Source organism: Streptomyces endophytica (genome assembly GCF_026153355.1).
Classification (GTDB): Bacteria; Actinomycetota; Actinomycetes; order Streptomycetales; family Streptomycetaceae; genus Streptomyces; species Streptomyces endophytica.
On the sequence record NZ_CP110636.1, the window covers coordinates 113,254 to 133,349 of the forward strand.

Below are 20,096 nucleotides of genomic sequence, written 5' to 3' on the forward strand. Positions count from 1 at the left end.
TCAGTCGCAGCCGCAGCCCGCGGTGGGCGCCGGGCTCGGGGCCGGGGCACCGATGGTGGGCAGGCCCAGCAGGACGCCCTTGGGCTTCTCGGCCGGGGCGGCGGTGCGCTTCTCCCAGGCGTCGCCGGCGCGGGTGCGGCGGACCGCCTTCGCCGGGCCCTCCGCGAGGAGGTGGTGCGGAGCGGCGTAGGTCACCTCGACGGTCACCACGTCGCCGGGGCGGACCGGCTCCTCGGGCCGGGTGAAGTGCACCAGGCGGTTGTCCGGCGCCCGGCCGGAGAGGCGGTGGGTCGCGTCGTCCTTGCGGCCCTCGCCCTCGGCGACCATGACGTCGCGGGTGCGGCCGACCTGCTTCTTGTTCTCCTCCCAGGAGATCTCCTCCTGGAGGGCGACCAGCCGCTCGTAGCGCTCCTGGACGACGGCCTTGGGGATCTGGCCGTCCATCTCGGCCGCGGGGGTGCCGGGGCGCTTGGAGTACTGGAACGTGAACGCCTGGGCGAAGCGGGACTCGCGGACCGTGTGCAGGGTCTGCTCGAAGTCCTCCTCGGTCTCGCCCGGGAAGCCGACGATGATGTCCGTCGAGATCGCGGCGTCCGGCATGGCGGCGCGCACCTTCTCGATGATGCCGAGGAACCGCTCCTGGCGGTACGAGCGGCGCATGGCCTTGAGGACCTGGTCGGAGCCGGACTGCAGCGGCATGTGCAGCTGCGGCATCACGTTGGGCGTCTCGGCCATGGCGGCGATCACGTCGTCGGTGAAGTCGCGCGGGTGCGGGGAGGTGAAACGCACCCGCTCCAGGCCCTCGATGTTCCCGCAGGCGCGCAGCAGCTTGCTGAAGGCCTCGCGGTCGCCGATGTCGGAGCCGTAGGCGTTGACGTTCTGCCCGAGCAGGGTGATCTCGCTGACGCCCTCGGCGACCAGCGCCTCGACCTCGGCGAGGATGTCGCCGGGCCGGCGGTCCTTCTCCTTGCCGCGCAGCGCCGGGACGATACAGAAGGTGCAGGTGTTGTTGCAGCCGACGGAGATCGACACCCAGGCCGCGTACGCGCTCTCGCGGCGGGTCGGCAGCGTGGAGGGGAACGCCTCCAGCGCCTCGGCGATCTCAACCTGCGCCTCTTCCTGGACGCGGGCCCGCTCCAGCAGGACCGGCAGCTTGCCAATGTTGTGCGTCCCGAAGACCACGTCGACCCAGGGGGCCTTCTTGACGATGGTGTCGCGGTCCTTCTGCGCGAGGCAGCCGCCCACGGCGATCTGCATGCCGGGGTGCGCCGCCTTCTTGGGGGCGAGCTGGCCGAGGTTGCCGTAGAGGCGGTTGTCGGCGTTCTCCCGCACCGCGCAGGTGTTGAAGACGACGACGTCGGCCTCCTCGCCCCCCTTGGGCGCACGGACGTACCCGGCCTCCTCCAGCAGCCCGGACAGCCGCTCGGAGTCGTGGACGTTCATCTGGCACCCGTAGGTGCGGATCTCATAGGTCTTCGGCACGCCCACGACGTGGCTGAGGTCGGTGCTGCTGGTCATTCCTCAAGGGTAAGGGCCAGCCGGAGAAGCCTTCTCCCCGCGGGCCGGGAGGCCCGTCCGCGCCCGCCCCTGACCGGCGGGCGGGGCCTCGTCACGCACCCTCGACGTCACTCCCCGCGAAGTCGCCCTCCTCGGAATCGCTCCCTTCGAAGAGGTCGATCAGCCGCAGTACTTCCGCCCCGAAGTACCGCTCCCGCGCATCCGGCCGGTCCCGTAGGGCGGCCGCCGCCTCCCGGACGGCCGGATCGTGCCGCTGCTGGGCCGCGGACGTCGTCGCCCACCACACCTCGTGATCGACGTCCGGTTCGGCCAGGGCGCGGGACAGCAACTCCTCGAAGGCGGGCCGGACCCCGTACCGCGGCTCCAGCACGGTGAGGATCGCGGTGTGCCCGGTGCGGACCCGCCGCCCGCCCAGCGACAGCTCCTCACAGGTCGTCCCGAACGCGCCCCGGACGGTCCTGCGCCGGACCGGCTCCGCCGGCCCGCTCCTCCCGGTCCCCCCAGTTCTCCCGGTCCGCCCGCTCCTGCGCCGCAACTCGTCCACGGCTCCCGTCTCGTGCCAGTAGCGGGCCAGCGCCAGGGCGTCGCGCCCCGCGCCGTCCTTGTGCCAGAGCTGCGCGCCGCGGCAGACGAGCGCTTCCGTGATCTCGTACGCCCCGCGGTCGACCGCCCGCAGCAGGGCGGTGCGGCCGTCGGGGGCCACCCGGTCCAACCGCGCCGCCCCGCTCAGCAGCTCCACCACCGGCAGGTCGAAGGCATCCACCGCCAGACAGAGTGCGGGCGTGCCGGCCCCGTCGACGGTGTCCGGATCGGCACCGGCATCGAGCAGCGCGTCCACCGCCGCCACGTCCCCGCTCCGTACGGCCGCGATGAGTGCCCCGTCGCCCATGTCTCGTCCCCCGTTCCGCGTCCCGCGCGCCCACCGGCGGCCCGCCGTAAAGGATCACGGGCCGAGCGGAGCGTAGTCGACCGGAGCCCCGGCCCCCTCCCGCCGACGCCCCGCACCTGGCAGGATCCCGCCCATGGTCACCGCACTCCCCCGCCCGGGTCACCGGGCGTCCCAGGCAGGCGTCGCGGCGCTGGTCGTGCTCGGGCTGGCGCTGTGGTGGCTGCTGTCCATGGGGAGCACACCCGCGCCGAGCGGCCAGGTGACGATGGCGACGGGCGTGCCGACGGGGGTGTACGCGCGCTACGGCGAGCTGCTGCAGCAGGACCTGGCGCACGACATGCCGGACCTACGGCTGCGGCTGGTCCGCAGCGAGGGGTCGATCGACAATCTGCGCCAACTGGTATCCGGGCGCGCGGAGTTCAGCATCGCCACGGCTGACGCGGTCGCCACCTACCAGTTCCGGGGCGAACCGGGCGCGGACCGGCTGCGGGCCTGTGCGCGGCTGTACGACGACTACATGCAGCTGGTGGTGCCCAAGCGGTCGGCGGTGCGCTCGACCAAGGACCTGCGGCACCTACGGGTGGGCGTCGGGACCGACGGCTCGGGCGTGCAGTTGATCACCCGGCGGCTGCTGGAGGCGGCCGGACTCGACTTCGACCGGGACATCAAGCCCGTGCGTGTGGGCATCGACCGGATGCCGAAGCTGCTGGAGCAGGGGAAGCTGGACGCCTTCTTCTGGTCGGGCGGACTGCCGACGACGGCGGTCCAGCGGCTCGCGGAGCGGTTCCCCGTACGGCTGGTGCAGCTCGGTGACCTCACGGAGGGCCTGCACCGGCAGGGCGAGCGCACCCGCTACTACCGGGCGGCGGTGATGCCCGCCGACGCCTATCCGCGGCCCAGGACGGGCAGGCGGTGAAGACGATCGCGGTGGCGAACCTGCTGGTCACGACGGACCGGGAGGACGCGGCGCTGACCCAGGGCATCACCCGGACGGTGATCGACAGCCGGGACTGGATCGGGCGTCAGGTGCATGCCGCGCAGAAGGTGGACCTGCGGACGGCGGTGTTCACCGATCCGCTGCAGCTGCACGAGGGCGCCCGGCGCTACTACGTGTCCGTGAAGCCCTGAGGCCCTCCGGCACCCCCGAAGCGCGCCCTGGCCCAAAAAAGCGCCCTGGCCTGCGACGGACGGTGCCGTCGCAGGCCAGGGCGGACGCGCGGGGCGTCAGGCGGGGATGATGTTCTCCGCCTGCGGGCCCTTCGGGCCCTGGGTCACGTCGAACGAGACCTTCTGGCCCTCCAGGAGCTCACGGAAGCCCTGAGCCTGGATGTTCGAGTAGTGGGCGAAGACGTCGGGGCCGCCGCCGTCCTGCTCGATGAAGCCGAAGCCCTTTTCCGAGTTGAACCACTTGACGGTGCCGGAAGCCATGTTTTTCTCCATTCATGGGGCAAACCGGGAACCGCACCGTGCGGTCCCCTTCGCCGCGATGATCGCCCCACACCGGAAACGGCCCGGAAAGCTCCGGAAAACAGGAACGCCCGGGGCTACCAGCCTCCGGGCGCACACAACGTTCATGGGTACCACAACTGCAACGTCCTTCGACGGTAGCACACGGCGCCGACCGGCCCGCCTGTTCAGGGCGCGGTGCGCGGCAGGGTCACGGTGACCTCCAGCCCGTTCGGCGGGTGCGGGGCGTAGGCGATGGTGGCGCCGCCCGCGGTGAGCAGGGCACGGGTGATCGACAGGCCGAGCCCGGAGCCCGAGACGTTCTGGTGGCGGCTGCTGCGCCAGAAGCGGTCACCGACCCGCGCCAGTTCGTCCTCGGTCAGCCCCGGGCCGCGGTCGGCCACGATGATCCGCACCTGCTCGCCGTCCGGTGCCACGCGTACGGTCACCGGCCGGCCGGCCGGGGTGAACTTCAGGGCGTTGTCGACGACGGCGTCCAGGGCACTGGAGAGGGCGACCGGATCGGCCCAGCCGGTGACCGCGGGCTGCCCCTCGTAGGTCAGCCGGACGCCCTTGTCGTCGGCCATCGGGCGCCAGGAGTCGACGCGCTCGGCGGCCAGCGCGGCCACGTCGGTGAGCTGGAGGTCGGCGGCGGTGTGCTCGGCGAGGGCGAGGTCGAGCAGATCCTCCAGGACCCGGGCCAGCCGCTTGCCCTCGGTGCGCACCGAGGCGATCTCCTCGTTGCCTTCGGGGAGTTCGAGGGCCAGCAGCTCGATCCGCAGCAGCAGCGCGGACAGCGGGTTGCGCAGCTGGTGGGAGGCGTCCGCGACGAAGGCGCGCTGCTGTTCCAGCACCTCCTCGACGTGGTCGGCCATCTCGTTGAAGGAGCGGGCCAGCCGGCGCAGTTCGGGCGGTCCGGCGGTGCTGGCGACCCGGGACTTCATCCGGCCGGTGGCGATGTCGTGGCTGGCCGCGTCCAGGACCCGTACGGGCCGCAGCACCCAGCCGGTGAGCCGGAAGGCCGCGCCGACCGCGACGAGCATCGCCGCGCACTCGCCGGCCGCGATCAGCAGCCAGCCGTGCAGGATCCGGGCGCGCATCTGCCCGGTGGGCGAATCGGTCATGACCACCGCGACCACGTCGCCGTCGCGGATCACCGGTGAGGCGACCGGGATGCGGCCGTCGTCGTCCCACGGCCAGATCTGGTGCGGGTCGTGGCTGCGGCGGCCGGCCAGTGCCTCGCTGAAGGCCCGGGCGCCCTCCCCGTCGCCGGGCACCGGCATGTCCTCGGGGGCGGCGGCCATCTGGGAGCGGTCGCGGTAGAAGACGCCGGCCCGGATCCCGTACAGGCCGTAGTAGCGCGCCAGCTCCGTGCGGAGGGTGGCGCGCCGCTCGTCCTCCTCGGGCGTCTTGTGCCCGGCGTCGGCATCGGGGCGGGCGGTGACGAACTGGGCGAGCGAGGCGAACCGGGCGGCGTCGTCGATCCGGTCGACGACCACCTTCTGCTGCTCCACGCCGGCGGTGATGACGCCGAGCGGGATGCCGAGCGCGAGCAGCACACCGGCCATCAGGACGATGAGGAGCGGAAGGAGTCGGGTGCGCACGGGCCCGCGGCGGCCTTCAGGGAGCCGGGGCGGCCGGGGCGGCCGGCACGACCAGGCGGTAGCCGACGCCGCGCACGGTCTCGATCAGGGCGGGCATGCGCAGTTTGGCGCGGAGCGAGGCGATGTGCACCTCCAGGGTCCGGCCGGTGCCCTCCCAACTCGTCCGCCACACCTCGCTGATGATCTGCTCCCGGCGGAAGACCACCCCGGGCCGCTGGGCGAGCAGCGCCAGCAGGTCGAACTCCTTGCGGGTCAGCGGCACCGCGGTGCCGTCCACGGACACCTGGCGGGTGGGGAGTTCGACGGTCACCGCGCCGAGCCGCAGCGGCGCCTCGGGCACGCCCTCCTCGGCCGGCTGCTCCGCACCGCCGGCCGGCGGCACCGCGTTCCGCCGGCTCACCGCGTGGATGCGGGCCAGCAGCTCTCCGGTGTCGTACGGCTTGACCACGTAGTCGTCCGCGCCCAGGTTGAGGCCGTGTATGCGCGAGCGCACGTCGGAGCGCGCGGTGACCATGATGACCGGGGTGGCGCTGATCTTGCGGATCCGGCCGCACACCTCGAAACCGTCCTGGTCGGGCAGCCCGAGGTCGAGCAGCACCACCGCGAAGGGCTCGGCGGCATCGGGCAGCAGGGCCTTGAGCGCCTCCTCACCGCTGCGCGCGTGGACGACGGACAGGCCGTGCTTGGCGAGCACGGCGGCCAGCGCCGCGGCGACGTGATCGTCGTCCTCGACCAGCAGCAGTCTCATCGGGCCTCCTTCCCGGGTGCGTGCGGACAGGCCACAGGGCATCTACGGCGATGGCGGGTGCGCGCGTCAAGAGCAGGCCACCTCCCGGCCGCCATCCGTTACCCAGCCGGTACGCCGGTGGCACCGCGCCACGACGGAACCCGGCCGGCCACCCCCTCCCCCACCCCTTCACCGTGAGTGGCCCGCTGCGACCGGATCGTTATGCTCAAGTTCCCCTCAGATGTAATGACGCTGGTCGCGAGCCGTCACTAGGGTCCTCCCCAACCGAGGAGGACGGAGCTGTACGCCGATGAGTGAAGTATCGGTGACCAAGAACGCCGAGGGTTCCACGCCGGCGGGTGACCAGCTGGTCGTGCTGGACAACGTGAACAAGCACTTCGGCGCGCTGCACGTGCTCCAGGACATCGACCTGACGATCAACCGGGGCGAGGTCGTCGTCGTGATCGGGCCCTCGGGCTCCGGCAAGTCGACGCTCTGCCGCACGATCAACCGCCTGGAGACCATCGACTCCGGCAGCATCACCATCGACGGCAAGCCGCTGCCGCAGGAGGGTCGCGAACTGGCCCGGCTCCGCGCGGACGTCGGCATGGTCTTCCAGTCGTTCAACCTCTTCGCACACAAGACGGTGCTGGAGAACGTGATGCTGGGCCAGACCAAGGTCCGCAAAGCGGACAAGGCGGCCGCCGAGCAGAAGGCCCGCGCCCTGCTGGACCGGGTCGGTGTCGGCACCCAGGCGGACAAGTACCCGCACAGCTCTCCGGCGGGCAGCAGCAGCGGGTGGCGATCGCCCGCGCGCTGGCCATGGACCCGAAGGTGATGCTGTTCGACGAGCCGACCTCCGCGCTGGACCCGGAGATGATCAACGAGGTGCTGGACGTGATGCAGCAGCTCGCCCGGACGGCATGACGATGGTCGTGGTCACCCATGAGATGGGCTTCGCGCGCTCCGCGGCGAACCGAGTGGTCTTCATGGCGGACGGCCGCATCATCGAAGAGGCCGAGCCGAACCAGTTCTTCAACAACCCGCGCAGCGACCGCGCCAAGGACTTCCTGTCGAAGATCCTCCACCACTGAGGCCGCAGTTGGGCCACCATTATTGCCAACACTTGCTGAACCAAAGGATGTTCACCATGAGGATGCTCAAGACGGCCGCGGCCGGTGCGGTGGTGCTCGCGCTGGCGGCCACGGCGACCGCCTGCGGCGGCGAGTCGGGAACGGCCGGCGACAAGCCGGCCGGCGGCGAGGTCTACAGCGGCACGTACAAGGTCGCCAAGGACGTCAAGGTCAACTCGGCGGTGCTGAAGAAGGCCCAGCAGAAGGGCCAGATCGTCATCGGCGTCAAGGCCGACCAGCCGTTCCTGGGCTACCAGGACCCCTCGTCGGGCAAGTACTCCGGCTTCGACATCGAGATCGCCAAGATGGTCGCGGCCGACCTGGGCTTCTCGGAGAAGCAGATCAAGTTCAGCACGGTCGACTCCAACGTCCGTGAGACCAAGATCTCCGGGCACGACGTCGACTACTACGTCGGCACCTACACGATCAACGACGAGCGCAAGAAGCAGGTCGGCTTCGCGGGCCCGTACTACACCGCGGGTGCGGACCTCCTGGTGCGCAAGGACGACAAGGCCATCACCGGCCCGGACGCGCTCCGCGGCAAGACGGTCTGCTCGATTACCGGGTCCACCCCGCTCCAGGAGATCAAGAAGCCGAAGTACGGCGCCAAGACCCTGGAACTGGGCAAGTACTCGGACTGCGTCAAGAAGCTGATCGACGGCGACGTCGACGCGGTCACCACCGACGACGCGATCCTCAAGGGCTACGCGGCCCAGCGCCCGACGAAGCTCCGCGTGGTGAACAAGCCGTTCACCAAGGAGCCCTACGGCGTCGGCATGGACAAGAACGACAAGGCCCTGCGCGACGCGATCACCACCGCGCTGGAGAACCACATCAAGAACGGCGACTACAAGAAGGCGTACCAAGGCACCCTCGGCAAGTCCGGGTCGGCCTACGTCGCCCCGAAGACGCCGCTGCCGCGGTACTGAGGCGCCGGACCGCTTCTCCTGACCGCGCCGCCCCGTACGCCCGCCGTGGCCGGGTGTGCGGGGCGCGCTGTCTTCACCCCGTCTCTTCCCTGCCCGCCGTCGACCCGATGACCGCTACCGCGGAGACCCATGAACGTACTCCTCGATCATCTGCCCGCGTTCCGTGACGGGTTCCTCGGAACCCTGGCGATCACCGCGGCGAGCGCGGTGATCGCCCTGGTGCTCGGCGTCCTCATAGCCGGATTCCGGGTCTCTCCGATCCCGCCGCTGCGCGCGTTCGGAACGGCCTGGGTCACGCTGCTGCGCAACACCCCGCTGACGCTGCTCTTCCTGATCGCGATGTTCGTCGTGCCCCAGGTGCTCTTCAAGGGACTGAGCCCCTTCGTGCTGGCCATGCTGGCGCTGGGCTTCTACACCTCCTCGTTCGTGTGCGAAGCGGTGCGCTCCGGCATCAACACCGTGCCGCTGGGCCAGGCGGAGGCCGCGCGCAGCCTCGGGATGACGTTCTCGCAGACCCTGCGGCTGATCGTCCTGCCGCAGGCCACCCGCACCGTGCTGCCGCCGCTGAGCAGCATCTTCATCGCACTCACGAAGAACTCCGCCATCGCGGGTGCGTTCAGCGTCACCGAGCTGTTCGGCTTCGCCAAGCTGCTCAGCGACCAGGGTATGCGATCGCCTGGATCTTCCTGTGGGTCGCGCTCGCCTACCTCGTCATCACCTTCGCCATCAGCGGCGCCTTCCGGCTGCTGGAGCGCCGGATGGGGGTCGCCCGGTGAACGGACGCGACATGGGGGTCCCCCCGGCCGAAGGCCGGGAGCGGAACGACAGCACGTGGGGGCCGCGCGCACGCGGGGCGGAACGAAGTGAGGTAACGGCATGAGTGGGGCCAGCGTTCTCTACGACGTCCCGGGCCGAAGGCGAAGATGCGCAACCGCGTCTACACCGTCCTCGGTGGGCTCGCGGTACTCGCCCTGATCGGGTTCGTGGTGATGCGGCTCAACGCGACGGGCCAGTTCGAGCCCGAGCGGTGGGACATCTTCAACAACGCGGGGGTGCGCACCAACATCCGCAACGGCCTGCTGACGACCCTCGAGGTCTTCGCGGTCGCCGCGGTGCTCTCCCTGGTCCTCGGCATCCTGCTGGCGGTCGGGCGGCTGTCGGACCACAAGCCCGTGCGCTGGCTGGCGACCGGGTTCATCGAACTCTTCCGCGCCGTCCCGCTGCTGATCACCATCTACGTGATCTGGGTCCTGCTGCTCACCAACCGCGACGCGCTCGGCCTGAGCGGTGACCAGCCGCAGTTCTGGGCCCTGGTCATCGGGCTGACCGTCTACAACGGCTCGGTCCAGGCCGAGGTGCTGCGGGCCGGTATCGACTCCGTGCCCAAGGGCCAGCGTGAGGCCGCCTACGCCCTGGGCATGAGCAAGACCCAGGTCATGACGACCGTGCTGATCCCGCAGGCCGTCCGCGCGATGCTGCCGACGATCATCAGCCAGCTCGTGGTGACGCTGAAGGACACCTCCCTCGGCTACATCATCACGTTCGAGGAACTGCTCTACACCGCCCGTCTGATGAGCACCAACATCCTCGTCAACGGTGAGGACACCTACGTCCCGTTCATCATCGTCACCGGCTCCCTCTACGTCGCGATGTGCCTGGCGCTGTCCGCCCTCGCCAACTGGATCGAGCGGCGCGGCCGGCGGGCGAAGACCGGGATCGGCGTGGCGGCGGCCGGCGAGCCGGTGACCGCCACCGACGCCCTGGAGACCGCACCCCCGGCCGACGTCCCGGCGGACGCGAAGGACTGACGGTACGACGGCCCGCGCGGCCGGTACGGAACCGTCCGGAGGCGGTGGCAACGGCGCCACCGCCTCCGTCACTTGACGCGAGCGGCCGCAGTGGGTTGCATACGCTGTGTGATCACGCACCGGGCTCCAACTGCCAGTTCCCGCACGTCCCGTACGTACCAGCGGCCTCGGGGAGCGGCGCCGTGGACCCGGTGATCGTCGCCGGGGGCGGGCCGGTCGGTCTCTCCCTCGCACTCGCCCTCGCCCGGCTCGGCGTCCCCTCCATCGTCCTCGACGAGACCACCGGCGAGGAGGACACCCGGCCCGCCCGCACCGCCGTCCTCCGCGAGGACACCGCGGCGTTCGTCGGCCGGCTCGGCTGCGCCGCCACCCTGGAGTCCGCCGGCACCCGCTGGACGGCCTGGCGGATCATGCGCCGCCGGCGCCTGGTGGAACGCGTCGCCTTCGCCCCGCACCCCACGGACGGCGCGGCCGGGCCCGCCGCCACCTCCCGGTCCACCTCCCCCAGCACGCCCTCACCCGCGCGCTGCGCGCGGCACTGGAGCGGGAGAAGCTCGCCGAGGTCGTTACCGGCAGCCGGCTGACCGACCTCGAACAGGACGAGCACGGCATCAGCGCCCGCACCCGCGGCCCCAACGGGACGTGGTGGCGCGGGAGTTACCTCATCGGCTGCGACGGCCCCCGGTCGACCGTGCGCAAGCTCCTGGACATCCGCTTCCCCGGCCGTACGGCCGTCGAGCGGCACGCGGTGGCCGCGCTGCGCTGCGAACTCCCCTGGCCCGGCGAGGCCCTGCTGCACCGCTCACCGCCCCGGCAGGGCGGCGCCCCGGGCAGCGAGGTCTCCGCCCGCCCGCTGGCCGACGGTGTCTGGCGGCTGGACTGGCTGCTGCCCCCGGGCCGCGAACTGGTCACCCCGGACGCCCTGGTCGCCCGGATCCGCGACTCGCTGGCCGGCTGGACCACCGAGTACCCGGTCGAGGCCGGCGACGGCACCGGCACGGACGGGGACGGCGCCCGGCACTCCGGCCACGGCCGGCCGGTCCCCCCGTACGAACTCCTCGACACCGGCGTGCACACCGTCCACCACCGGCTGGCCCGCTGCTGGCGGCAGGGCCGCGCCTTCCTCGCCGGGGACGCCGCACACCTGCTGGGCGCGCTCGGCACCCAGGGCCTGGACGAGGGGCTGCGGGACGCCGAGAACCTCGCCTGGAAGCTGGGGCTGGCCTGGCACCACGGCGCCACCGAGACGCTGCTCGACAGCTACCAGGCCGAACGGCGGGGCGCGGTCGCGGCCCGGCTGCGCGCCGCCGACCAGGCACTGCCGCTGCTGCGGGACGGCCGCTCGGCCCGCTGGCGCACCGTCCTGCCCGGCGCCGCACGCGGCCGCAGCACGCTGCTGACCGACGGCCACCTGGGCCGCGGCCCGCTGGGCGCCCACCGGTGTACGCCCGCACGCCGCTGGCACCGCCCGCCGCGCACACCGGCGGACCGCTCGTCGAGACGCCACCGGGAGCGCCGGTGACGGACGTCCCGGTGACCGCGCCGGACGGTTCGGTGGTACGGCTGCGGACCCGCCTCGGGCGCGGGCTGCTGGTGGTGCTGGTGGCGCCCGGCACCACCGTCTGGGACCGCCGGCACTGGCAGTCGGCGGGCCTCATGCCCCGGCTGAGCAGCGCCGCCGCGGCGCTCCCGATGCCCGCCGAGGTCCTGGTCACCGAGTCCTACCCGGGCGCCGCCGCCCACACCGTCCTCCTCGTACGCCCCGACGGCCACCTGGTCACCGCCCTCGCCCCCGGCATCCGCCCGACGGAACTCCACGCCTGCGCGGAGGCGGTACGGGCGGCACACCTGACGACGCGTCGGGGGTCCGGGGATCCCAGGGATCCCTGGGGCGTATGGGCGGGCGGGGGCCTGGGGGGCGCGGGGTTTTCGGGGCTTGCGGGGGACGCGGGGCTTGCCGGGGACGCGAGGCTTGCCGGGGGTGGTGCGGGTGCCGGGGGCGCTGACGGGGCTGGGGGTGACGCCCGGGAGGGTGCACGGGAGCGTGCACGGGCTGGGGAGGGTGCTGGGGTTGGCGAGGGTGAGGGGATTGGTGCTGGGGTTGGTGCTGGGGTTGGTGAGGATGCCGGGGCTGGCGAGGGGTCTGGGGCTGACGAGGGGGGCCGGGAGCGGTACGAGGACGAAGAGAGGGACGAAGAGGGAGGGGCGGACGAGGACTGGGCTGGAACTGGGGCGAGCCGGGCAGCGGCGCCGGCGCCGACCCGGGAACGAGCGCAGGGGACCACGCGGCGGGCACCGGCGTGGACGCTGGAGCGGGCTCCCCGGGAAGCCGCTGGCTGAGCACCGACACAGAGCCCGGCCCCGACCTCCCGTCGGACCCGCCCAGTTGATCTGTCCCGTTGGCCTGTTCCGCTGGCCTGCTCCGCTGGCCCGTCCAGTTGATCCGCCCAGTTGGCCTGCTCCGCTGGCCTGCTCCGTTGATCCGTCCCGTTGCCTCGTCGGCTGTCGCGTCCAGTTGACCCGTTACGAACCAGCGTGTTTCACTCCGAGAATGACTGACCACAGCTCGCGGTTCTGGCGGAGGGTCCATCTGGACCTGGTCCGCTATGCGGGCTGCATGTGTCGTCCGTCCTGTTGATCCGCATTTTCTTCCCGCGCGGCCGCCTGCCCCTCTCCGGCAGCCGCGCCTCTTCGCGATCACTCAGGACGGTTTCCGTGCCCGACGTACGTACTCCCGCGCGCCCGCACGCCCCCGGCAATGACACCGCCGGCAAGGACGGTGGGCCCAGCGCCTCCGCACTCCTCGACTTCGTCCGCCGTACCGCCGCGGACCCGGCGCTCATCGCCTCGCTGCCGCTCGACCCGGAAGGGCGGACGTGGATCCGGCTGGACGGGCCGGGCGGCAGTGAGGCCTGGCTGATCGGCTGGCCGCCCGGCACCGGCACCGGCTGGCACGACCACGGCGGCTCACACGGTGCCTTCGCCACGGCGACGGGCGAGCTGACGGAGCAGTCGCTCGCCGCCCAACTGCCCACCGAGGGCTGGAAAACCCTGGAACTCGCCGACGGCGTCGACCGGGAACGCACACTCCGCGACGGCCGCGGCCGGGCCTTCGGCCCGCACCACGTCCACCAGGTCCTCAACACCTCACCGGACACCCACGCGGTCTCCGTGCACGCCTACTACCCGCCGCTGCCGCTGATGCGCCGCTACAGCCGCACCGGCCAGGTACTCCGGCTGGAAGAGGTCGAGCGCCCGGAGGAGTGGACATGAGCGCCATCGACGCCCTCCTCGCCGATGCCCGCCGCCAACTGGGCCGACGGGTCGACCCGGAGGAGGCCGCCGCCGTCCAGCAGGCGGGCGGCCTGCTCGTCGACATCCGTTACGCGGAACTACGCGACCGCGACGGCATCATCCCCGGCGCCCTGATCGTGGAACGCAACGAACTGGAGTGGCGTCTGGACCCCACCGGTGCGCACCGCGCGCCGGAAGCGACCCACCACGATCTGCCCGTCGTGGTGATCTGCAACGAGGGCTACGCCTCCAGCCTCGCCGCCCTCTCCCTCCGCCAGCTGGGCCTCCACCGAGCCACCGACCTCACCGGCGGCTTCCAGGCCTGGCGCGCAGCGGGCCTGCCGGTCGGGGGCGAGAAACCACGGTGAGGTGGGCCATGGGGGGTGGGGCTTCCTCCCCAGGGCGGGGTGGGGTTTCCTCTCCCCTCAGGGCGGAGTGGGGTTTCCTCTCCCCCCGGGGCCCCGCCCCCGCCCCCACCCACCCCACTCCCCCGCCCCGCTTCCGCCCAGCCCTGACCGCCCCAGGACGCCGACGTTGCCGGAGTCCGAACGCTGACCGCTGACCGCTGACCACGCCGGAGCCCGGCCGCCGGCGGTGCCGGACGCAGACCGTCCCGGAACGCCGGCCGTGGACGGTGCCAAAGCCCGTGCCCCCCTTAGCGCCAACCACATCCGGAGCCCGGCCGTCCCCGCCGCACACCCACCTCGGCTCAAGGGAACCCCCGCCTGGACTCAAGGGGCCCCTCTCGACTCAAGGAGGGCATCCTCCTCGACTCAAGGAGCTCACCCACCTCAGCGCAAGGAGCTCACCCGCCCTCGGCTCAAGGAGAGCACCCGCCTCGGCTCAAGGGCAGGACAGACGTAGCCCTCGTACCGGTCCCGGTCAGTCCCCCGGCAGATGCTCTTCCAGGAGGTCAGGGTCCTCGCCCTCTTCCTCCAGGGCCTGTCTGACCACGCGGAGGGCCAGACCCTCGGGGTAGCCCTTGCGAGCCAGCATTCCCGCCAGGCGGCGGAGGCGTTTCTCGCGGTCCAGGCCCCTGGTCGTGCGCAGCTTGCGGTCGACCAGTTCGCGGGCGGTGGACTCCTCCTGCTCGGAATCGAGGCGGCCGACCGCCTCATCGATCAGTGCCGAGTCCACGCCCTTCGTCCGCAGCTCCCGGGCCAGGGCCCGCCGGGCCAGGCCGCGCCCGTGGTGGCGGGACTCCACCCAGGCGTCGGCGAAGGCCGCGTCGTCGATCAGCCCGACGTCCTCGAAGCTGGACAGCACCTCCTGTGCGGCCTCCTCGGGGATGCCGCGCCGGCGCAGGGCATCCTCCAGCTGTTTCCGGGTACGCGGACTCCCGGTGAGCAGGCGCAGGCAGATGGCCCGCGCCTGCTCCTCGGGCGTACGCGGTGGTCCCGCCTCGGCCCTCGACGAGGCGGGTTCGCCCTCACCGAAGGCGAGGGCGGAACCACCGCCGTTCTCACGGCCACGGCCACGTCCGCCCCTGCGGCCGCTACGGGTCTCGGCGTCACCGGCAGCGCTGCTGATCCCGTCCGCGCTGTCCGGCCATTCCGTTCGCCGTGTCATGGCGGGCTAGCTCTTGGCCGCTGCGGCCTTGGAACCCTTGGCGCTCTTCGTCGCCGCGGCCGGAGCCGCCGGGGCCGCGTCGGTCGTCGCGCCCGCGGCGTCCGCGCCGGGCTCCGTCGCCGGGTCCTGCGGCTTGACGCCGATGCCGAGCTTCTCCTTGATCTTCTTCTCGATCTCGTTGGCGAGATCCGGGTTGTCCTTGAGGAAGTTGCGGGCGTTCTCCTTGCCCTGTCCGAGCTGGTCGCCCTCGTAGGTGTACCAAGCGCCGGACTTGCGGATGAAGCCGTGCTCCACGCCCATGTCGATCAGGCCGCCCTCGCGGCTGATGCCCTGGCCGTAGAGGATGTCGAACTCGGCCTGCTTGAAGGGCGGCGAGACCTTGTTCTTGACGACCTTGACGCGGGTGCGGTTACCCACGGCCTCGGTGCCGTCCTTGAGGGTTTCGATGCGGCGGATGTCCAGGCGCACCGAGGCGTAGAACTTCAGGGCCCGGCCACCGGTCGTGGTCTCCGGCGAGCCGAACATCACGCCGATCTTCTCGCGGAGCTGGTTGATGAAGATCGCCGTGGTCTTGGACTGGTTGAGCGCGCTGGTGATCTTGCGCAGGGCCTGGCTCATCAGCCGGGCCTGGAGGCCGACGTGGGAGTCGCCCATCTCGCCCTCGATCTCGGCCCGCGGCACTAGGGCGGCGACGGAGTCGATCACGATGAGGTCGAGCGCGCCGGAGCGGACCAGCATGTCCGTGATCTCCAGGGCCTGCTCGCCGTTGTCCGGCTGGGAGAGGATCAGGGCGTCGGTGTCCACACCGAGCTTCTTGGCGTACTCGGGGTCGAGGGCGTGCTCGGCGTCGATGAACGCGACGGAGCCGCCGGCCCGCTGGGCGTTCGCGACCGCGTGCAGGGTCAGGGTCGTCTTACCGGAGGATTCCGGGCCGTAGACCTCGATGACGCGGCCTCGGGGGAGGCCGCCGACGCCCAGGGCGACGTCGAGGGCGGTGGATCCGGTGGGGATGACCTCGATGGGCTCCTTCGACCGCTCCCCCATGCGCATCACTGCGCCCTTGCCGAATTGCCGTTCAATCTGTGCGAGCGCGGCGTCCAGCGCCTTCTCGCGGTCAGTGCCTGCCATGGGTTCCACCCGATTTGCTTGAGTCGATCGCTTCACGTCCATGACGCTAACGCCTGCCACTGACAATGCGCCCGGACCCGGCTCCGGCCTGTGGATAACTTCGCGGAATCCCCGAAATCACGGGCCGGATCTCTCATGAGAATAGCTGTTCGATTTTCGTGTCAAGCGCCACGCCGCGCCGTGTCCGCGCGCGTCGGGCCTTCCGGCAGCGTCCGGGCGCAGTCCTCGGCGTCAGTCCGCGTCCGGCGTGCCCTGCCGGGCGGCGTCCTGCTGGGCTGAGGTGTCCTGCTCCGCCGCGTCCTTCCCGCGGTGCCGGGCGTCCTCGCGATCGGCGGCGTGGCGCACCCGGGCGAGGATGTCGGCGGCGCGTCGGCGGCGGGCCTTGCCGTGGACCCGGAGGTCGTCGGGAACGGCGTAGCGCTTGACGTACGCGCCGAGGAAGGCCTGCAGGGTGGCCGTGGCCGGGATGGCGATCAGTGCGCCCACCGCGCCCATGAGAGCCGTGCCGGCGACGACCGATCCGAAGGCGACGGCGGGGTGGATGTCCACCGTCTTGGCGGTGATCCGCGGCTGGAGGAGGTAGTTCTCGAACTGCTGGTAGATCACGACGAAGGCGAAGACCCACAGGGCGTGCCAGGGGTCGACGGTGAAGGCGATCAGGATCGGCAGCGCGCCCGCGAGGTACGTGCCGATGGTGGGGATGAACTGGGAGACCAGGCCCACCCACATGCCCAGCGCGGGGGCGTACGGCACGCCCATGAGCTCCAGCAGGACGTAGTGGGCGAGGCCGGAGATGAGCGCCATCAGGCCGCGCGAGTAGAGGTAACCGCCGGTCTTGGCGACGGCGATCTCCCAGGCGCGCAGCACCTCCTCCTGGCGGCGGGGCGGGAGGACGGAGCACAGCGCGCGGCGCAGCCGGGGCCGTCGGCGGCGAAGTAGAACGAGAAGAGGGCGACGGTCAGGAGGTTGAACAGGCTGCCCAGCACCGTCGCGGAGACGGCGAGCACGTTGTTGGCGCTGTCCTGGACGTACTTCTGCAGCCAGTCGGACCGGAGCAGGTTGTTCTGCACCTCGACCCGGGAGAGGTGGGTGTGCAGGGTGCTGTTGATCCAGCTGATGACGGAGTCGAGGTACTGCGGGAATTCCTCGACCATGGTGACTATCTGGCCGGCGAGCATGGAGCCCAGCAGCGTGAAGAAGCCTGCCGCGGCGACGAGGATGCCGAGGAAGACCAGGCCGGTGGCCAAACCGCGCCGCATTCCGCGGGCCGCCATCCAGGAGACGGCCGGTTCGACGGCGAGCGCCAGGAAGAACGCGATCAGCACGTTCAGCAGCAGCGAGATGAGCTGGTGGAATCCCCAGGTGGCGAGCTGGAAGCAGGCCACGAGGGCGAGCGCGAGCACCATGGCGCGCGGCAGCCAGCGCGGCATCCGGGCGTCGGACCGGGCGTCCGGCCGGTCCTCGGGGCGGGGGACGTCGTTGCTGGTGATCTCTTCAGACACAGGCACGAGGCCAAGTGTCGCGCACCGCGCGGACAACTCCGTCCACGTTCGGGATCAGCCGCTTCAGCGCCTCTCGGGCGGCACGTCCATGACGGTGCAGACCACCCGCCACACCTCTTTGGCGCTCCACCCGGCGTCCAGTGCTTCCTGGACGGTCCGGCCGCCGAGGCCCGACATCACGTGATCACGCGCGAAGGAGTCGGCGTACGCCGCGCCGAAATGATCCGCCATCCGCTGCCAGAAGACCGTCAACCGCATGCCTCCAGTATCCCGCCCTGGGCTGGCAGGGGTGCGCGACCCGGTGCCGCCGGAGGAATTCGGCCCTACGGTCGGGCCATGGCCGAAAACGCAAGCCCTCCTTCGACCCCTCTGGCGCGTGCGGAGCGATTCCTCTGGCTGACCGCCCGGGTGCTCGAGCAGCGGCTCTTCGAGTACGACTTCCTCGGCGGCGGGGCGGACCCGGTGGAGACCGCGCTCGCCGCGTACCGCAACGACGACGACGGCTTCGGCCACGCCCTGGAGCCCGATCTGCGCGGACCCGTGAGCCAGCCGCTGCACACCGCGCACGCCCTGAAGGTCCTGGATCTGATCGGGCGCTGTGACGGCCGTCAGGTGGAGCGGATCTGCCGCTATCTGACGAAGATCTCGACTCCCGAGGGAGCGCTGCCCGCGCTGCACCCCTCCCAGCGCGGTTACCCGGCCGCACCGTGGATCCCGGTGGTCGACGATCCGCCGAGCGCCCTCCTGGCGACCGGCCCGGTGGTGGGCACGCTGCACCGCAACGAGGTGTGGCACGCCTGGCTCTTCCGGGCGACGGACTACTGCTGGGCGGCGGTGGAGTCGCTGAAGGGGACCCATCCGTACGAGGTGGAGGCGGCGCTGGCGTTCCTGGACGGGGCGCCGGACCGGCCGCGGGCCGCCGCGGCGGCCGAGCGGCTGGGGCGGGTGGTGCGGGAGGAGGGTCTGGTGCTGCTGGATCCGGGGCGGGCGGCGGATGTCCCGGTGGCGCCGGGGTACGCCCCCGGGGAGCATCACTTCGCCTACGACTATGCGCCGTCGCCCGGTTCCCTGGCCCGCGGCTGGTTCTCCGATGAGGAGATGGACCGGGCGCTGGACCACCTCCTGGCGCTCCAGGAGGAGGACGGCGGCTGGCCGGTGAACTGGCGGATCTGGGCGCCGGGAACGGCGCTGGAGAGCCGCCCGATGGTGACGCTGAAGGCGCTGCGGACCTTGCGGGCGTACGGGCGGCGGCTGGACTGAGCGGCGGGACTGAGCGGCTGGTCCGGGCCGGTCGTCCCCCCGGCCCGGACCTCTTGGGTGAGCATGCGGGCGGCCCCTCCCTCGGGGGCCGCCCGCTGCTGCTTCGGTCTCAGCCGCGCCGGGGAGGGCATCCACCGGGGCGGGGCGTCGGCGGGAGTGGGGCGTCAGCCGCCCAGCGCCCGTACGCCTGCCGTGACCGCCACGGCGACGCCGACGACCAGCAGGAACGGCGCGCGCAGGACGAGGGCGACGGCCGCGGCGGCCACTCCTGCGGCCTTGGCGTCGAGCACCAGGTGGTGGCCGTCGCTGAAGGTCTGCTGTGCGGTGAGCGCGGCCAGCAGGGCCACCGGGAGCAGCGCGGCCAGCCGTTTGACGAGCGGGCGCTCCAGGACGCCGGCGGGCGCCGAGAGGCCGAGGTACTTGACCAGGTAGCAGCCGACGGCGGTGGCGGCGATGGCGATCCAGACGTTCATGCCCGCTTCTCCTCGGTGGCGGGGCGGTCGTGCGCGTGGCCGTCCGCCGTGGGTGTCGTGTCGTTCCCGGTGCCCTGCGCCCGTTGGCGGCGGCCCTGTACGACGAGGACGGCGGGGGCGGCGAGCGCCGAGAGCAGGACCGGCACTCCGGTGGGCAGCAGCGGCAGCGTGGTCATCACCAGGACGACGGCGAGGCCGGCCGCCACCCGCTCGACGGTGCTCCGCAGCATCGGGGCGAGCAGCGCCAGGAAGACCGCGGGGCTGGCGGCGTCCAGGCCCCAGGCTTCGGTGTCGCCGAGCGCCTCGGCCCCGAGGGCGCCGATGAGGGTGGTGAGGTTCCACAGGGCGTACAGGCTCAGGCCGGTGACGGTGAAGCCGAGCCGGGCGCTGCGGCGGTCGGGCTGGGCCAGGGTGACGGCGGTGGTTTCGTCGATGACCCAGTGGGCGGCGAAGGGCCGGGCCGTCGCCCGGTAGCCGAGGACGGCGGAGAGCCGCAGTCCGTAGAAGGCGTTGCGCACGCCGAGGAAGAAGGCTCCGGCCGCGGCGGTGAGCGGGTTGCCGCCCGCGGCGAGCGCGCCGACCAGGGCGAACTGCGAGGCGCCGGTGAACACGAGCAGGCTCAGCGCGCAGGTCTGGAGCAGGCTGAGGCCGGCGCCGGCCGAGGTCACGCCGAACGCGAACCCGGAGAGGCCGACGGCGATGCCGACGCCGAGGGCGTCCCTGATGACGGCGGAGTCGGATTTGGCGGGCCGTGCCGGTTCCGGCGGCGCGGCCTCCTCGGTGGTGCGTATGTCTGTCTGTTCTGCCACGTCCGGG

General features: G+C 72.0%; 15 protein-coding genes and 6 pseudogenes. 10 read left to right on the forward strand and 11 right to left on the reverse strand.

Annotated elements, in window-relative coordinates; genetic code table 11:
* Together miaB and OJ254_RS00485 are read right to left on the reverse strand one after the other, a co-directional pair.
* Complete coding sequence (gene miaB / locus OJ254_RS00480) at positions 1-1,518, reverse strand: tRNA (N6-isopentenyl adenosine(37)-C2)-methylthiotransferase MiaB (RefSeq protein ID WP_265360807.1); 1,518 nt, start codon at positions 1,516-1,518, stop codon at positions 1-3.
* A gap of 91 nt (positions 1,519-1,609) precedes the next feature.
* Complete coding sequence (locus OJ254_RS00485; protein WP_265360808.1) at positions 1,610-2,407, reverse strand: ankyrin repeat domain-containing protein; 798 nt, start codon at positions 2,405-2,407, stop codon at positions 1,610-1,612.
* 133 nt (positions 2,408-2,540) lie between these two features.
* On the opposite strand from OJ254_RS00485, the pseudogene OJ254_RS00490 reads away from it, so the two are divergent.
* Positions 2,541-3,535 (forward strand): annotated as a pseudogene (locus tag OJ254_RS00490) (TAXI family TRAP transporter solute-binding subunit).
* A 96-nt stretch (positions 3,536-3,631) separates the two neighbouring features.
* Here OJ254_RS00490 and OJ254_RS00495 read toward each other — a convergent pair.
* The 3 genes from OJ254_RS00495 to OJ254_RS00505 all read right to left on the reverse strand — a co-directional run bounded on the left by OJ254_RS00495 (position 3,632) and on the right by OJ254_RS00505 (position 6,205).
* Positions 3,632-3,835, reverse strand: coding sequence for a cold-shock protein (locus OJ254_RS00495; protein WP_030288153.1), 204 nt, complete (start codon positions 3,833-3,835; stop codon positions 3,632-3,634).
* 206 nt (positions 3,836-4,041) lie between these two features.
* The gene (locus OJ254_RS00500) at positions 4,042-5,457 is read right to left on the reverse strand and encodes a sensor histidine kinase (RefSeq protein WP_265360809.1); all 1,416 of its coding nucleotides are present in this window, start codon (positions 5,455-5,457) and stop codon (positions 4,042-4,044) included.
* Between the two features lie 16 nt (positions 5,458-5,473).
* Entirely contained in the window at positions 5,474-6,205 is a 732-nt protein-coding gene (locus OJ254_RS00505) for a response regulator transcription factor (RefSeq protein ID WP_265360810.1), read from the reverse strand.
* Positions 6,206-6,494: 289 nt separating this feature from the next.
* Between OJ254_RS00505 and OJ254_RS00510 the strand changes: the two are divergent.
* The 8 genes and pseudogenes from OJ254_RS00510 (at position 6,495) to OJ254_RS00540 (ending at position 13,716) form a co-directional block, all read left to right on the forward strand.
* Positions 6,495-7,278 (forward strand): annotated as a pseudogene (locus tag OJ254_RS00510) (amino acid ABC transporter ATP-binding protein).
* A 56-nt stretch (positions 7,279-7,334) separates the two neighbouring features.
* On the forward strand, positions 7,335-8,246 hold the full coding sequence (locus OJ254_RS00515; RefSeq protein WP_265360811.1) for a glutamate ABC transporter substrate-binding protein: 912 nt from the start codon (positions 7,335-7,337) through the stop codon (positions 8,244-8,246).
* A 129-nt stretch (positions 8,247-8,375) separates the two neighbouring features.
* Positions 8,376-9,022 (forward strand): annotated as a pseudogene (locus OJ254_RS00520) (amino acid ABC transporter permease).
* Between the two features lie 100 nt (positions 9,023-9,122).
* A pseudogene (locus OJ254_RS00525) lies at positions 9,123-10,054 on the forward strand (amino acid ABC transporter permease).
* 182 nt (positions 10,055-10,236) lie between these two features.
* A pseudogene (locus OJ254_RS00530) lies at positions 10,237-11,920 on the forward strand (FAD-dependent monooxygenase); the annotation flags it as partial.
* A 685-nt stretch (positions 11,921-12,605) separates the two neighbouring features.
* Positions 12,606-12,692 carry a putative leader peptide gene (locus tag OJ254_RS30780; RefSeq protein ID WP_311044721.1) on the forward strand — a complete coding sequence of 29 codons (87 nt, stop codon included), beginning with the start codon at positions 12,606-12,608 and terminating at the stop codon, positions 12,690-12,692.
* A 77-nt stretch (positions 12,693-12,769) separates the two neighbouring features.
* Positions 12,770-13,327: a cupin domain-containing protein gene (locus OJ254_RS00535; RefSeq protein WP_265360812.1), complete on the forward strand. Its 558-nt coding sequence runs from the start codon at positions 12,770-12,772 to the stop codon at positions 13,325-13,327.
* Positions 13,324-13,716, forward strand: a complete 393-nt coding sequence (locus tag OJ254_RS00540) for a rhodanese-like domain-containing protein (RefSeq protein ID WP_265360813.1) — start codon at positions 13,324-13,326, stop codon at positions 13,714-13,716. The genes OJ254_RS00535 and OJ254_RS00540 overlap by 4 nt, the downstream gene beginning before the upstream one ends.
* 514 nt (positions 13,717-14,230) lie before the next feature.
* Here the strand turns inward: OJ254_RS00540 and recX are convergent.
* The 4 genes and pseudogenes from recX to OJ254_RS00560 all read right to left on the reverse strand — a co-directional run bounded on the left by recX (position 14,231) and on the right by OJ254_RS00560 (position 17,805).
* Entirely contained in the window at positions 14,231-14,917 is a 687-nt protein-coding gene (gene recX / locus OJ254_RS00545; RefSeq protein WP_265360814.1) for a recombination regulator RecX, read from the reverse strand.
* 6 nt (positions 14,918-14,923) lie between these two features.
* On the reverse strand, positions 14,924-16,045 hold the full coding sequence (gene recA, locus OJ254_RS00550) for a recombinase RecA (protein ID WP_265360815.1): 1,122 nt from the start codon (positions 16,043-16,045) through the stop codon (positions 14,924-14,926).
* 231 nt (positions 16,046-16,276) lie between these two features.
* Positions 16,277-17,535 (reverse strand): annotated as a pseudogene (locus tag OJ254_RS00555) (AI-2E family transporter).
* A 75-nt stretch (positions 17,536-17,610) separates the two neighbouring features.
* Positions 17,611-17,805, reverse strand: coding sequence for a DUF3046 domain-containing protein (locus tag OJ254_RS00560; RefSeq protein ID WP_265360816.1), 195 nt, complete (start codon positions 17,803-17,805; stop codon positions 17,611-17,613).
* Positions 17,806-17,883: 78 nt separating this feature from the next.
* On the opposite strand from OJ254_RS00560, the gene OJ254_RS00565 reads away from it, so the two are divergent.
* On the forward strand, positions 17,884-18,807 hold the full coding sequence (locus tag OJ254_RS00565) for a hypothetical protein (RefSeq protein ID WP_265360817.1): 924 nt from the start codon (positions 17,884-17,886) through the stop codon (positions 18,805-18,807).
* A gap of 164 nt (positions 18,808-18,971) precedes the next feature.
* On the opposite strand, the gene OJ254_RS00570 is transcribed toward OJ254_RS00565, so the two are convergent.
* Entirely contained in the window at positions 18,972-19,280 is a 309-nt protein-coding gene (locus OJ254_RS00570) for an AzlD domain-containing protein (protein WP_265360818.1), read from the reverse strand.
* Positions 19,277-20,089, reverse strand: a complete 813-nt coding sequence (locus OJ254_RS00575) for an AzlC family ABC transporter permease (RefSeq protein WP_423835793.1) — start codon at positions 20,087-20,089, stop codon at positions 19,277-19,279. The genes OJ254_RS00570 and OJ254_RS00575 overlap by 4 nt, the downstream gene beginning before the upstream one ends.
* Positions 20,090-20,096 lie beyond the last annotated feature (7 nt).